Annotated in this window: 13 protein-coding genes; 5 read left to right on the top strand and 8 right to left on the bottom strand. The window is 39.8% G+C overall.

The window, feature by feature from the left end:
* Window positions 1–229: 229 nt before the first annotated feature.
* Together LOC50_RS00705 and pmbA are read right to left on the bottom strand one after the other, a co-directional pair.
* Window positions 230–709 (bottom strand): DciA family protein, encoded by a 480-nt coding sequence (locus LOC50_RS00705; RefSeq protein ID WP_036955747.1) that lies wholly within the window; start codon window positions 707–709, stop codon window positions 230–232.
* Window positions 710–818: 109 nt separating this feature from the next.
* Complete coding sequence (gene pmbA, locus LOC50_RS00700) at window positions 819–2,168, bottom strand: metalloprotease PmbA (protein ID WP_069438801.1); 1,350 nt, start codon at window positions 2,166–2,168, stop codon at window positions 819–821.
* Window positions 2,169–2,313: 145 nt separating this feature from the next.
* Here pmbA and yjgA point away from each other — a divergent pair, with 145 nt between their 5' ends.
* Window positions 2,314–2,838, top strand: a complete 525-nt coding sequence (gene yjgA, locus LOC50_RS00695) for a ribosome biogenesis factor YjgA (protein WP_013463882.1) — start codon at window positions 2,314–2,316, stop codon at window positions 2,836–2,838.
* Between the two features lie 115 nt (window positions 2,839–2,953).
* Window positions 2,954–4,327, top strand: a complete 1,374-nt coding sequence (gene hemN, locus LOC50_RS00690; RefSeq protein ID WP_036981059.1) for an oxygen-independent coproporphyrinogen III oxidase — start codon at window positions 2,954–2,956, stop codon at window positions 4,325–4,327.
* A 69-nt stretch (window positions 4,328–4,396) separates the two neighbouring features.
* Here the strand turns inward: hemN and LOC50_RS00685 are convergent, their stop codons facing one another.
* The 3 genes from LOC50_RS00685 to LOC50_RS00675 all read right to left on the bottom strand — a co-directional run bounded on the left by LOC50_RS00685 (window position 4,397) and on the right by LOC50_RS00675 (window position 6,874).
* Entirely contained in the window at window positions 4,397–4,912 is a 516-nt protein-coding gene (locus LOC50_RS00685; protein WP_024602131.1) for a DUF2489 domain-containing protein, read from the bottom strand.
* A gap of 12 nt (window positions 4,913–4,924) precedes the next feature.
* Window positions 4,925–5,509, bottom strand: a complete 585-nt coding sequence (gene yihI, locus LOC50_RS00680; RefSeq protein ID WP_036981057.1) for a Der GTPase-activating protein YihI — start codon at window positions 5,507–5,509, stop codon at window positions 4,925–4,927.
* Window positions 5,510–6,241: 732 nt separating this feature from the next.
* Complete coding sequence (locus LOC50_RS00675) at window positions 6,242–6,874, bottom strand: c-type cytochrome (protein ID WP_013463877.1); 633 nt, start codon at window positions 6,872–6,874, stop codon at window positions 6,242–6,244.
* Window positions 6,875–7,154: 280 nt separating this feature from the next.
* Between LOC50_RS00675 and yihA the strand changes: the two genes are divergently transcribed.
* Window positions 7,155–7,811 carry a ribosome biogenesis GTP-binding protein YihA/YsxC gene (gene yihA, locus LOC50_RS00670; RefSeq protein WP_036981056.1) on the top strand — a complete coding sequence of 219 codons (657 nt, stop codon included), beginning with the start codon at window positions 7,155–7,157 and terminating at the stop codon, window positions 7,809–7,811.
* Here the strand turns inward: yihA and LOC50_RS00665 are convergent, their stop codons facing one another.
* From LOC50_RS00665 to polA, 3 genes are all read right to left on the bottom strand, one after another.
* Entirely contained in the window at window positions 7,812–8,330 is a 519-nt protein-coding gene (locus tag LOC50_RS00665; protein ID WP_138626390.1) for a DUF1285 domain-containing protein, read from the bottom strand.
* A complete protein-coding gene (locus LOC50_RS00660) occupies window positions 8,327–8,914 on the bottom strand; it encodes a YceI family protein (RefSeq protein WP_250653435.1) in 588 nt (195 codons plus the stop codon). Before LOC50_RS00660 ends, LOC50_RS00665 begins: the two co-directional genes overlap by 4 nt.
* Before the next feature lie 499 nt (window positions 8,915–9,413).
* Window positions 9,414–12,149: a DNA polymerase I gene (gene polA / locus LOC50_RS00655; protein ID WP_036981053.1), complete on the bottom strand. Its 2,736-nt coding sequence runs from the start codon at window positions 12,147–12,149 to the stop codon at window positions 9,414–9,416.
* 510 nt (window positions 12,150–12,659) lie between these two features.
* Here polA and elbB point away from each other — a divergent pair.
* Both elbB and LOC50_RS00645 read left to right on the top strand, forming a co-directional pair.
* Window positions 12,660–13,307, top strand: coding sequence for an isoprenoid biosynthesis glyoxalase ElbB (gene elbB / locus LOC50_RS00650; protein WP_028834474.1), 648 nt, complete (start codon window positions 12,660–12,662; stop codon window positions 13,305–13,307).
* Between the two features lie 223 nt (window positions 13,308–13,530).
* Window positions 13,531–13,923 (top strand): c-type cytochrome, encoded by a 393-nt coding sequence (locus LOC50_RS00645; protein WP_016899314.1) that lies wholly within the window; start codon window positions 13,531–13,533, stop codon window positions 13,921–13,923.
* Window positions 13,924–14,091: the final 168 nt, after the last annotated feature.

Below are 14,091 nucleotides of genomic sequence, written 5' to 3'. Positions count from 1 at the left end.
TATATTAATTAGAATAAATACGCATTTCATTAAGGTTTGATAACTCAAAAAAACAACAATAGGATGAAGTCTATTATCTGCTTAATGAAATACGCATCAGCTACAACCTAATTTAGGAAGTACTAACTAGGCATCATAAACCTGATTTAAATAACAATAAAATCGAATATGTAACAAAGTATTTTAAAGCCAGCAAAACAAACCGAGTAAGGTGTTAAATGGTATTTAATTAGGGCTTATTTTTACCATGCAAAGCTAAGCGTTGAAGCTTTTCTTTTAATGACGGTGGAGCAGAATCGGCGATCGCATTTAAATAATCAGCCGTTTGTTCACTCATTTTAAGGGAGTTTGTTGGTTTTCCATCAGCCACTTTAGGTCGAGTGCTTAACCGTTGAGTTGCCTGTGGATTGGCGGTAATTTTTATTTGCCCAAGCTCGGCCATACCCGCGGCTCTAAAATGCGATTGCATGTCCATTTTTAAATAATTAAGCCTAAGCGCAATAGGTGCAGAAACGGCTTCTATCATTAAGGTGCCGTCACGGTAATTACTTACTCGGCACTTTTCACCTAACTTAGGGCCTAAGAAATCGCGCAACAATTGTTGCTGTGTATCCAGTGCTTGGCTTTTTCCCGCATAGGCTGCTAAGCGATTGTTCAGCCCAGCCATAATATCGGTTAACGGTTTTGGCGCATATCTATCTTTAGCCATATCACACCTTAAAAACATCAAAAGAAGGCTTGCTTAAATTAAGTTTAATTTAAGCAAGCAAAGTGGGTTTATACCAATTCACTGAAATAAATGTTATTGCGGATGGGTATTAAGCACCTGCTACTTGCATTTGTTCAATCAGTACTGAACCAGTCTGAATCCCGCCGCGACGTTCTATATCGCCACCTATAGCAGAAATACCTTTGAACATATCTTTTAAATTACCAGCAATCGTAATTTCGCTTACTGGGTATTGTATTTTCCCATTTTCAACCCAAAAACCAGCCGCACCGCGAGAGTAGTCACCGGTTACTGTATTCACGCCCTGCCCCATCAATTCTGTAACTAATAAGCCCGTACCCATGGTTTTTAATAATGCAGTTAAATCTTGATGCGTTTGTTCTACTAACCAATTATGAATACCGCCAGCGTGCCCGGTTGGGGTCATATTCATTTTACGCGCCGCATAGCTTGCTAATAAATACGTTTGCAGCTCGCCGCCGTGAATTATTTCTCTGTCGAGAGTTTTAACTCCTTCGCTATCAAATGGCGATGATGCTAAGCCTTTAAGTAAGTGCGGACGCTCTGAAATATTAACGGTTTTGCTAAATACCTGCGTGCCTAAGCTATCCAATAAAAAGCTGGATTTACGATACAGTGCGCCACCACCAATTGCTGATACCAAATGGCCAAACAATGAATTAGCAATATCGGCTCTAAAAATAACCGGCACTTTCATGGTGCCTAGCTTTTGGCTGTTTAGTTTTGCTAGGGTTTCTGCTGCAGCTTCAAGTCCAACACTTGCTGCATCTTTTAACCCTGCTTGATCGCGAGAAATCGTGTAGGCTGAGTCGCGCTGCATATGCTCGCCCTCTTTACCTATCACCATAGTGCTAATGCTGTGACGAGTTCGAGGGAAGCCGGCAATTAAACCATGGCTATTACCATACACTCGCAAACCTTGATGCGATGAAAAGCTCGCGCCATCTGAATTCACAATTCGCTCATCGGCGTTTAATGCGGCTTGCTCTGCTGCATGACACAAATCAATCCCTTGCTCTGGGCTTACATCCCAAGGATGAAACAAGTCTAAATCTTTAGGGGCAAACTCAAGCAGTTCTTTATCAGCAATACCATTACATGGATCGTCTGAAGTGAATTTAGCAATATCGATGGCTTTTTCAACCACAGCACGTAATGTTTTAGGATTTAAATCAGCCGTTGATGCCGAGCCTTTGTTATTACCAACATACACGCTAATGCCTAAACCACCGTCTTGATTAAACTCAATGGTTTCTACCTCGCCCATGCGCGTACTTACCGACAGCCCTGATGTGCTTGACATAGCAGCTTCTGCAGCGGTAGCACCTAGTTTTTTAGCATGTTCAAGTACTTCTGAAACGGCGTCTTTTACTTGAGAGATTTGCGAATAAATTGGATCTTGGTGTTGGCTTTTCATAAATTCTGTCCTGAGCCCTGAAGGCCGTATTGCACACATTTTTTATATTTAAATGCTAACACACTCACTGCACCACATCAGCTAATATTAATCACTAAAAGAATCGCGTATAATAGATAAAGTTATTTTTATTTAAGAGCACCCCATGGCGAAGAAAAAAGGCAAGCCTGCTGAAATTGAAGAAGAAATTATATATGTATCAAAAAGTGAACTTAAGCGCGAAGCGCAAGAGTTTCATCAGTTAGGATCTGAAATTGCCAAAATGGGTAAAAAGCAGCGCGAACGCCTGCCGCTCAATGATGACTTAAAAGAAGCAATGGTGGTTGCTGATAAAATAAGTAATAAAAGTGATGCCTACCGCCGACATTTAAATTACATCGCAAAAACCCTTCGTACGGTAGAAAATATTGAAGAAATTAAAGCGATCATTGATGTCATGCTAAATAAAAATAACCAAGCTGAGGTTATGATCAAAAAAATTGAGCAACTGCGCAGTGATTTAATTGAACAAGGCGATGACTTAATCAACGAAACAATTGAACAATATCCAGCTCTTGAGCGCCAAAAAATGCGCCAAATGGTGCGTAATGCTGCCAAAGAAGTAAAAGCTGAAAAACCAGCGAGAAGCTACAAAGAGTTATTTCAGTACTTAAAAGACGCCATAATGTAACGCAGCCGCGTTATATATTAAAAGGTGCTGCGGCACCTTTTTTTGTTGTAGATCAAAGCCTCCTCCCCTTTGCTTTTTTACAATACGCAGCAACTTAAAAGATAAGGTGCGCGTGATGATTAAACTTCCTCAATGGGATCAAACTTTAATAAACAAATACAATGTATCGGGCCCGCGTTACACGTCTTACCCGACCGCACTTTCGTTAGCTGATGGTTATCAGCAACAAGATTTGATTAGCGCTATTGAATCATCGCAAACCCGTTCGTTGTCTTTATATATCCATATTCCTTTTTGTAGTCAGCTTTGTTATTACTGTGGCTGTAATAAAGTCATTACTCGCCACCAATCTAAAGCCGATACCTACCTAGACTTTTTAGCTAAAGAAATTGCAGCACAAGCGCCGCTGTTTCAAGATTATCGGGTTGAGCAATTACATTTGGGGGGCGGCACACCAACCTTTTTAACCGCAGCGCAAATGACGCGCTTAGTAAAACTGCTAGAGCAACACTTTAACTTTAGCGATACCTGCGAGCGCGGTATCGAAATCGACCCTCGCTCACTGGCTGACAATATGCTGGTTGATTTAAGCGAGTTGGGGTTTAATCGTGTGTCATTTGGTATTCAAGATTTTAATGATCAGGTTCAGCTGGCTGTTAATCGCCCTCAGCATGTTGATGAGGTAAAACAATTAATTACCCAAGCAAAACAGTTGGGCTTTAAATCAATTAATGCAGATATGATTTATGGCCTGCCTCTACAAACACCTGAGAGTTTTAAGCAAACTATTGAGCAACTGATTGCCTTAAACCCTGACCGCGTTTCAGTATTTAACTACGCTCATTTACCAGAACGTTTTGCCGCCCAACGTAAAATTAAAGACGCCGATTTACCCAGTGCGCATAATAAGCTCACCATGTTTAAAAATACACTAGAGCAAATGACGCAGGCGGGCTATCAATTTATAGGTATGGATCACTTTGCAAAAGTTGATAATGAATTGGCTATTGCTCAAAATACTGGTCAGCTGCATCGTAATTTTCAAGGCTACACCACTCATGGTGAGTGCGACTTATTGGGCTTAGGGGTCTCGTCTATTTCGCAAATAGGCACAGCGATATTACAAAATAAAAAAGAGTTAAAACATTATTATCAAGCAGTTGATGAGCAAGCAGGCAGTGCCATTAATAAAGGCATGCATTTAACCCAAGATGATCTTATTCGCGCCGATGCGATTAAGCAGCTTATTTGCCAGTTTGAGCTTGATATGAGCGTATTCGCTAACAGACATAAAATCAGCTTTAATGACTACTTTCAAGATGCTTTAGAGGCACTCGCACCATTAATTGCCGATGAAATGGTAACAATAGAAAACAACCTAATTAGCGTAACACCAAAAGGGAATTTATTTATTCGTATTATTTGTATGTGCTTTGATGCGCATTTACAAAAACAGATAAATGCTACTCGCTTCTCACGCGTTATATAATTTAAAACTAGCACGTATAGAAAAGCAGACCAAGGTCTGCTTTTTTATATATGCCGTAAAATCTAAGCGCTAGTTAAAAACCACGTTTTCGCTGCCTTGGGCTGCTTTAAACTCAACAATAATTTTTTTACAGTCAGCTTCAATTTCATCACTCAGTGATTCTTCTGCACGCCAGCGCGCCGTGTCTTGCTTAAAAATTTCTTTTTTAGCGTACTTTTTGCGCGAATCATGGGTTGGCATTTCTTTTACCACGTCGTACATTTTATAAATACCCGGGTATGCACTCGTTAGGTCGCGCTCAGTATCAAAACTATATTGCGACATAAGCACCCAAATACGTAAGCACCCCTCAGAATAATCACATTGCTTTTCATTCATAGCACGTGCAATTAAATGAATACTATCGGCTAACTTCGCGTTACGCTTTAAACGCGACTGTTTTAGCTTTTGCTGTTGCTCTGCCTGTTTTTTGCTAATTAGCTTTTTTTGCACATTTAGCTTATAGAGCAACTGACCCGCATAAAATGCCAAGCCCGCTATAATAGCAGCACCTACAACTAAGGCTAAGATCACTGCTGTACTCATTGCGTGTCCTTATTACTTATCTTCGTCGTCATCTAGCCATTCATTCGCTAGATCGTTTGATAGGTATTGATCAAAGTCTGAATTACTGTCTTCATCGCTGAAGTCATCTTCAAACTCTTCTTCATCTTCAATGCCTAATAATTTACAAAGCACTTGGTGACGCGCTATGCGGCTATTGAAGTATTTTGCATCTTTACCCGTTAGCATTTCACCTTGCTCATGACGCTCAACTAATTTAAGTAAGCGCTCATCATTTTCAAGGACTTCTAACTCTTGTTCAGGCGTTAATTCTGGTTCAACGGCCTTTTTAAGCTCAGCTACAGGTTTAAGGTTACGTTTCATTTCGATTTTTGGTTCAGCAGCAGGTGCAACCAATGGCACTGCTTTTTTACTACCAACGCGTTTATCTTTAGTAGCCGAACTTGCTTTTTGAGTGTCATTACTCAATGCATCCGGTGCATTACGTGAACCAGGCTTAGCACCCTTAGTTTTTTTAACACGTTGCTCTTTCAATGCGCGCATTTCTCTAAGCTTATCTTGGCTTAAACGAACGGGACCATTTGATGGTATTTTACGTGACTTTTTCTTTCTACTCATATCTTGATCGTCTCACTTAAGAGGTTTTGAGCGAGGCGCAACTCAATGGGCATCGCGGTGCTGGCCTAGCCAGGAGAATTCAGTTTGGGCATTTTGTGCGCCAAAGCACAGTTAAGGTGCTTTTTTTAAACGGGGGGTATTGTAACAGGACAAATAAAAAGGCGGTAGAGAAAACATCTCTACCGCCTACTAATCTGAGCGCCGTTATATGGACACTTCTCCCTTCGACTTTTTAGCCTTTATTGTTTTTATTATTATTTTCTATCCGTATTTTTATTATTTATCTTCCGTGTAGCATTCCATTTTGTTTTTATTATTAAACTTCCATGAGTATTTTATTATTTTCGGTCTTCCTAACACTTTTTTGATATTTCCTTTGGTAGCACACTCTATGTGCTATTCAGTCGTGCCGCGCTACTATCCTTATAACGTTTTCCTATTTGTTATTGTTTTTGCGACAGGGGTTAATTTACTCGTTAATAATTTTGTTACAACTAATTTATATCTTTTTTATTGTACTACACATGATAAAAAGCACTAAAAGATATTAATTACAAGAAGTTACATTAAAAAATAAAAATAAAATGAGATTTATCTTACATCAAAGCATGGTCAATGTCTTACAAGAGAAGGAGCTTTATCGGTCACGGCAGGCACAAAAAAAGCAGCTAAAGCTGCCTTTTTCACTAATTAACAATATATTATGTTAACAACATCTAAATAAATACGACTTTAGTGTAGACCACCAAGGTATTTAGAGAGTGTTTCAATGTCTTTATCTGTTAGTTTCTTTGCAATGTCCTGCATAACACCATTTAGGTCGTTATTACGAACACCATCTCTGAACTGTTCAAGTTGTGACTTGATGTATTCTGGATGTTGGAAAGAAATCTTTGGGAATTTAGCAAGTGAAGAGCCATTACCACGTGGACCATGACAAGCCGCACATGATGGAATTCCGCGTTCAGCGTCACCCGCTTTATATAACATGGCGCCTGTTTCTTGAACATCTTTCGGTGTAGCACCTTCAGACATGTTCAAAGAAGCAAAGTAAGCAGCCAAGTCTTTCATATCTTGATCACTTAATGGCATTGCCATGCCGCTCATTACTGGATTCATACGACCTTCTTTACCGCCCGAAGTCATACCTAATTTAAATTCAGTAAGCTGCTTGTATATGTAATCTGCGTGTTGGCCTGCAATTTTTGGGTAGATGTTAACCGGCGCATTACCGTCTGGGCCGTGACAAGCCGCACACGTTGCTGATTTTTCTTTACCTGCGTTTACATCGCCATCAAATGCTGTTGCGTTGCTTGCTGACAACGCACCAAGCAATATAGTTAAAGATAGTGCTATTTTTTTCATGGTGAATTCTCTGTTTCCGACCCTGTATCATCTACAATATGGATGTTGTGATTTTTATATTCTACACGATATTAAATTCTCTGGCACGTTTTCTACACACATTAAACCTATAAATTATAGGGTTTTGAGTAAAATTAAACGCTAAGCCAGTTAAAATGTACTGTCAGCAATGATCTTACATGCTCAAATACACTTTTTAATAGCTACTTTATAGTATAAAATACGCGTCACGGGTGAATTTGGTTTACCCAATGTTATTTTTTAAGTTTTAGGAGAGCCTGTGCTCAAATCTCGTATCAAGTATAACACTGCGTCTTTTGTTACAAGCGCGCCAGACATCACTAAATTACCTGCTGATACGGGAATTGAAGTCGCGTTTGCCGGTCGCTCTAATGCAGGTAAATCAAGTGCGCTAAATGCCCTAACCGATCAAAAGTTAGCACGAACCAGTAAAACACCCGGCCGTACTCAGCTGATCAACACCTTTGAACTTGCCGATGTAGATAATATGCGTCTAATTGACCTACCTGGCTATGGGTTTGCAAAAGTGCCGATTGAAATGAAAAAGAAATGGCAAAAATCGCTAGGCGAATACCTGCAAAAACGTCAAAGTTTAAAAGGTATTGTGGTATTAATGGATATTCGTCATCCATTAAAAGATTTAGACCGCGACTTAATTAATTGGGCTGTAGGCAGTGAAATTCCGGTATTGGCACTATTAACTAAAGCCGATAAGCTAAAGCAAGGTCCGCGTAAATCACAAGTTCTTAGTGTTCGTCGTGAGTTAAGTGAATTAGATGGCGATATTACGGTTCATGCATTTTCATCACTTAAAGGCACCGGCTTACCAGAAGTCGCTAAAAAGCTAGATGAGTGGTATTTAGGCCCAATCGTGGCCGTTCCACCTGCTGATTTAGCAACGCCAGATAGCGAATAATTACTGTAAGTAAAATTTCTGCTGTGCGGAGGTAATAAAATAGCCGAGCTCATCTGTTTCGGCTATTTCAGCCCACTGATAAAACACATTACGCGCAACTCGCGCAAAGCAGCCGTAGGGTAACTGCATATAAGGCACGGCCGCGCCTTTGTAGTCATTGATATAAAGTGACTCAGAACGACTTAATAGCCATGTACGGTTTAAATTATCAATACAACAAATAACGCTTCCCTCTGATGTCGGTTCACTGTGCCAATTTACAATAATAAAAGGCGCATCCTTAACCTCAATCGCGATTTTTTCTACAGGTGTTTTTAAGTAAAACTGCCCATCTTCGTTGCATAATACACTGGCAAAAAGTTTCACCATTGATTGACGGGTAATTTCACTACCTGCGTAAAACCATTTACCTTGCTCATCAATCAATAATGGTAACTGCCCGCAATAAGCGGGCTGCCATTGTTCAAAAGGTTTGCTTGGCTCGCTGAGTTGCTTGCTAAGCTCGTTAAGTGAAATCACTGTTTTTTAAATGTTAGTGCAAAAGTAACCGGTACAGCAGTAGCAATTGAAGGTAATCCGGCTAATTTTTGTAACTGCATTACCCCTTCAGTGATCTTAAAGTCATCACTGTTGATAATAATAGGGGAGAATGATGCCACACTTAAATCTCCATTGGCCGCACTGCTTACGAGTACATCAACAGCAAGTGGCTTTTTATGGCCATGAAAGTCTAGCTCAGCGCTAATACCTTTTAATACGTACTGCCCAGGTTGCTTAATAAGTGACAACTTCTCAGATAAGTCAGCGGTTAATACTGCGTTTGCAAACGTGTCAGACTCAAACAATATTTTACTTAAACGTTCGTTACGGATAGGGATAAAGGTTTCGGCTGAGGTTAAATCAACGTTTACGCTAAATTGACCCTGATCGCTCAGCTGCCCTGCTAACTGAGTAAAGTGACTTGCTTCAGCAATGCTATTTTTTTTAATTGATACAAAACTTAATTGGCTTTTATCGTTCAATAGTTGCCAGTTTGCCGATGCAGCACCTGAAACTAGTAAACATGATAAAGATAAACCTGCGATAGCTAACGTTTTAAACATAATGCACTCCTAAAATAAAAAGATTTATACCGGTAAAAATAATACTTTGATCAGCCAAGCTGAAAATCATTAGTTACTGTGTGGTAAATCGAAAATGCTAAGTAGACTGATGGTATCACTTGAAACGCTAAGTGCAATTAGAGAATAAATTTAACGCTTGGATGCAAGGCAATAAAAAACGGCCCATCAAATATGTGATAGGCCGATATAGCAAACTGGGGAGAAGCTATCAATACGTTGCATCTTACGATGCATCATCAACAGGATGTCCTACAGGATGAGGACGGGCGGCACTTTACCAAAAGCAAGTGTAAAAATACAAGCATATTATTGATAATCGTAGCGAATTGACGAACCTCTAACGATTTAGTACAACCTGCTGTTTAATTTAACTTTTTTTTAACCTGCAAGATGAAGAAAAAGCGCCGTTAGGCGCTTTATGATAATCTTTTTGAACTCTGTATTTGGCCTATATTAAAGCCAGTACAGTAGCGCTAAATTAGTGTGCTTGTTCCCAGTTATCACCTTCGTCAGCTTCAACAATAAGTGGTACATCTAACTGCGCCGCTTGTGACATCAGCTCACAAATCTGTTTGGTATATTGCTCAGTACATTCTGTTTTAATCTCAAATACCAATTCATCGTGTACCTGCATAAGCAGCTTAACTGTATTAGGTGCTTGCTGATTAACCCAAGCATGCACGCTTAACATCGCTTTTTTAATAATATCGGCCGCAGTACCTTGCATCGGCGCATTAATTGCTGCGCGCTCAGCGCCTTTGCGACGAGCACCATTACGCGCATTTATTTCTGGTAAATGTAAGCGACGGCCAAAAATTGTTTCTACATAGCCTTTTTCGGCCGCTTTCTCACGCGTTGTTTCCATGTATTCTAAAACACCTGGAAAACGCTCAAAATATTTATCAATATAATGCTGCGCTTCATGGCGTGGTACATCAAGTTGACGTGCTAAGCCAAATGCTGACATGCCATAAATTAAGCCAAAGTTTACCGCTTTAGCTTTACGGCGCATATCTGATGTTACCTCTTCAAGCTCAACCCCAAATACTTCAGCAGCCGTGGCACTGTGAACATCTAAGCCATTAGCAAATGCGCTTAGTAATCCCTTATCTTGCGAGAGATGCGCCATAATACGCAGTTCTATTTGGCTGTAATCGGCAGCCACAATTTTATATCCATCTGCGGCAATAAACGCTTCACGAATACGACGCCCTTCCTCTGAACGAATAGGAATATTTTGTAAATTAGGATCGCTTGAGCTTAATCGACCTGTTGCTGTTACCGCTTGGTGATAAGAAGTATGCACTCGCTGCGTGCGTTCATTGACTATCAAGGGTAACTTATCGGTGTAGGTTGATTTGAGCTTAGATAAACCACGATGCTCAATAATCACTTTAGGCAATGGGTAATCATGCGCTAACTCTTGTAGTACCTCTTCTGCTGTAGAGGGCGCGCCTTTAGGTGTTTTTTTGATAACGGGCAATTCGAGCTTTTCAAATAACAGCACCTGTAGTTGCTTTGGTGAGCTTAAGTTAAACGGTTCGCCCGCGATTTCAAACGCTTCTTTTTCAAGCTCAAGTAATCGCTCACCTAAACGTTGGCTATGCGTGGCCAACATGTTGCTGTCGATAGCAACACCGGTGCGTTCAATATCAGAAATAACACTTACTAGTGGCATTTCTATATCTTCAAACACCGATTTTAGTTTTTCATCCGCTTCAAGTTTCGGCCATAACACTTGGTGCAAACGCAAAGTAATATCGGCATCTTCAGCGGCATAAGGCGCTGCTTTTTCAAGTTCTATTTGATTAAATGTAAGCTGCTTTTTACCTTTACCAGCAATATCTTCAAAGCTAATATTTTTGTGGCCTAAGTATTTAAGCGCCAACGAGTCCATATCATGACGGGTGCCTACGCTATTAAATACATAAGACTCCAGCATAGTGTCGAACTTAATACCATTTAATTCGTAGCCTGCATTGGCAAGCACGCTTTTATCGTATTTTAGATTTTGACCTACTTTAGCTTTATTTTCGTCTGCTAATATCGGCCCCAACTTTTGCATCACAAATTCAAGGCTTAACTGCTCGGGCGCACCGGGGTAATCGTGTGCTATTGGTAAATAAGCCGCTTCCCCTGCTTTAACCGCAAAGCTCATACCGACCAATTGCGCTTTCATATACTCTAAACTGGTTGTTTCTGTATCAAAAGCAAATAGCTCAGCTTCATTAAGCTGTTCTATTAATGTCTCAAATTGGGCCTCAGTTAAAATAGTTTCATAGTGCGCATCTTCAACTTTTGGCAGCTCATTCTCTTGCGTTGGGACTGCTAAATGTGTGTCGGCATCTTTTGGGTTGTCTAGCAATTCAGCTAGCCAACGACGAAACTCACATTCACCGTATAAGGCAATTAATTCGTCTTTATTCGGTGTTTGCAATTTAAAAGTATCAAGATCAGCTTCAACCTCAACATCACATTTAATAGTGGCAAGCTCATAGCTTAACGGTAAATGATCAATCGCTTTTGCCAGTTTCTCGCCTATTTTACCTTTTATATCAGAAGCATTATCAATTACGCCCTGAAGCGATCCGTACTTTTGTAACCATTTAACTGCTGTTTTAGGTCCACAACCCTCAACGCCAGGAATATTATCTACTTTGTCGCCCATTAAAGCTAAATAATCGATAATAAGTTCAGGTCCAACACCAAACTTTTCAACCACAGTTTCGGGATCTGAAATACTGTCGGTCATGGTATTAATCAAGGTTACATGCTCATTGACCAACTGCGCCATATCTTTATCACCAGTCGATACCAGCACATGACGTTGTTGCTCAGAGGCAATCCGTGCAAAAGTACCGATTACGTCATCGGCTTCCACGCCCTCAATACTAATTAACGGAAAACCCATTGCTTTGATAATACTGTGCAGCGGCGCTATTTGAGTACGCAGATCATCAGGCATTGGCGGACGGTTCGCTTTATACTCACTGTACATATCATTTCTGAAGGTTTTACCTTTGGCGTCAAATACCACCACCATATGTGAGGGATCATATTGTTTGATCAAACTTTTAAGCATGTTTACCACGCCATAAATGGCACCGGTGGCCTCACCCTTAGAGTTGGTTAGATGTGGTGGTGAATGATAAGCACGAAACAAATATGAAGAGCCATCAACTAAAATAAGCGGGTTTTCGGGGATCTGAGCCATGGTAAAATTGGATCCTAAATACAAAAAAGTAATATGAGTGTAAGCATGCCATAAGGCAGTAAATAAAACGACTGTGAATTAATGTGAGTAATAGCGCTACATTTTTGGTAAGTTGTGGATAACTATGTAGATAACACCCACAAACAATTCATCCGAAGCATCTTAAAATGCCTAGATTAATTTGTAATTTATTGTTTTGTCTAAAAAAAGATAATTCGAGGTTCTTTTTTATTATTTTTTTATTAGTGTGGAAAAAGCATTTATACCGTCACTGGTTTTACAACCCACCTTAATTATTTACGTCCATTTAAATAACTGGATGGGCATTCTAGCATAATGGATCAAAGATCATAGCGATCCTTTATAATTTTTTTCATGGCTACTAATCACTAAATGGCATATAGCGCATAACAACGTGCTTTGCGCCTAAAAAACGAGCAAATAAATTTTTAAATCGGCTGATTCATCGTGTTAAACTTTATTTAAGAGACTTTAATGGAGCGAAATGATATGAAAAATATAGCTGTAATTTTAGCAGGTTGTGGTGTGTTTGATGGTAGTGAAATTAATGAGGTGGTACTGACTTTATTACACATTGAAAAAAATAATGCTCAGTATCAGTGCTTTGCACCTGATATAGAGCAGTACCACACCATTAATCACATCACTGGTGAAGAAATAGCACAGCCGCGAAATGTATTAGTTGAATCAGCTCGCATCACCCGTGGCAATATAAAGTCACTCGCTGAATTAGACGTTACACAATTTGATGCACTCATTGTCCCTGGGGGCTTCGGGGTAGCTAAAAATCTATCTGACTTTGCTATTAATGGCACTAACGCTAAAGTAAACGAGGCAGTACTTAGCGCTTGTAAAGCGTTTGCGGATGCAAAAAAAGCCACGGGTTACATGTGTATTGCACCGGCTCTATTGCCTTTTATTTATCATAAACCTCAGCTTACTATTGGTAATGATAGCGACACAGCCGAGGCTCTTAGCACATTAGGCGCTGAACACGTAGAGTGTAAAGTGGATGATATTGTTATTGATAAAAGCAATAAACTCGTTACGACACCGGCCTATATGTTGGCACAATCTATTATGGATGCAGATGCAGGAATCGATAAGTTAGTGCGTAACGTATTAGCTATGAGTTAGTCGTAAGGGCTTTGATCGCATTAAAGGCGTGATGATCCCGTTTTATAATTTAACTACGCGCTAAACCATGTAATTTTATTGAGTTAAGACAATCATTAGTCGTATTTCTAAATAAAATCGACTCTGAGCATTTTATAAATGACTTAGTGGAGTTATAATTGGTTTAAATTCCGTCATTTAAAATCGTGATTGATCACGTTCAAATTGAAGTGGGCAAGGCAAAATGAAAAAACTATCAGCTGCAGCATTACTTGTGCTAGCAACCACCGCATACGCACAGCCATATGATAACTCTATGACTGAAGATGCAATTAAAAAACGTTTAGCGCCTATCGGTGCTGTTTACCTTGAAGGTGAAAAAGTAGCGGTTGCTGCACCAACAGGGCCTCGTTCAGGCGAGCAAGTATATCAAGCGGCCTGTTTTGCTTGTCATGGTACAGGTGCTTTAGGCGCTCCTAAATCAGCTGACGATTGGGCTCCTCGTATTGCTAAAGGAAAAGATACCTTATTAGATCATGCAATCAATGGCTTCAATGCAATGCCGCCACGTGGTACATGTATGGATTGTTCTGATGATGAAATAAGCGCAGCAATCGACTTTATGACTGCTAAATAAAATCAGTCAGGCAAAAACTATAAATGAAAGGCTTACTCACAGTAAGCCTTTTTTGTTTCTAATTATCGACTTTTCGCAGCATAATAAGATAAATATCTACTTGACGCAAAATGTTAAAAGTGGAACTATAATGATTAATAACTATACAAAAAATTATAACTGGTTAAA

Source organism: Pseudoalteromonas sp. SCSIO 43095 (genome assembly GCF_023650455.1).
Classification (GTDB): domain Bacteria; phylum Pseudomonadota; class Gammaproteobacteria; order Enterobacterales; family Alteromonadaceae; genus Pseudoalteromonas; species Pseudoalteromonas tetraodonis.
Note: the sequence above shows the minus strand (reverse complement) of the source record. Positions and strands in the feature narration are given on the sequence as shown.

Bases quoted from the DNA above. Each gene is read 5' to 3' on its own strand.
- LOC50_RS00705 (WP_036955747.1), bottom strand. From the start codon at position 709: ATGGCTAAAGATAGATATGCGCCAAAACCGTTAACCGATATTATGGCT.
- pmbA (WP_069438801.1), bottom strand. From the start codon at position 2,168: ATGAAAAGCCAACACCAAGATCCAATTTATTCGCAAATCTCTCAAGTA.
- yjgA (WP_013463882.1), top strand. From the start codon at position 2,314: ATGGCGAAGAAAAAAGGCAAGCCTGCTGAAATTGAAGAAGAAATTATA.
- hemN (WP_036981059.1), top strand. From the start codon at position 2,954: ATGATTAAACTTCCTCAATGGGATCAAACTTTAATAAACAAATACAAT.
- LOC50_RS00685 (WP_024602131.1), bottom strand. From the start codon at position 4,912: ATGAGTACAGCAGTGATCTTAGCCTTAGTTGTAGGTGCTGCTATTATA.
- yihI (WP_036981057.1), bottom strand. From the start codon at position 5,509: ATGAGTAGAAAGAAAAAGTCACGTAAAATACCATCAAATGGTCCCGTT.
- LOC50_RS00675 (WP_013463877.1), bottom strand. From the start codon at position 6,874: ATGAAAAAAATAGCACTATCTTTAACTATATTGCTTGGTGCGTTGTCA.
- LOC50_RS00660 (WP_250653435.1), bottom strand. From the start codon at position 8,914: ATGTTTAAAACGTTAGCTATCGCAGGTTTATCTTTATCATGTTTACTA.
- polA (WP_036981053.1), bottom strand. From the start codon at position 12,149: ATGGCTCAGATCCCCGAAAACCCGCTTATTTTAGTTGATGGCTCTTCA.
- elbB (WP_028834474.1), top strand. From the start codon at position 12,660: ATGAAAAATATAGCTGTAATTTTAGCAGGTTGTGGTGTGTTTGATGGT.
- LOC50_RS00645 (WP_016899314.1), top strand. From the start codon at position 13,531: ATGAAAAAACTATCAGCTGCAGCATTACTTGTGCTAGCAACCACCGCA.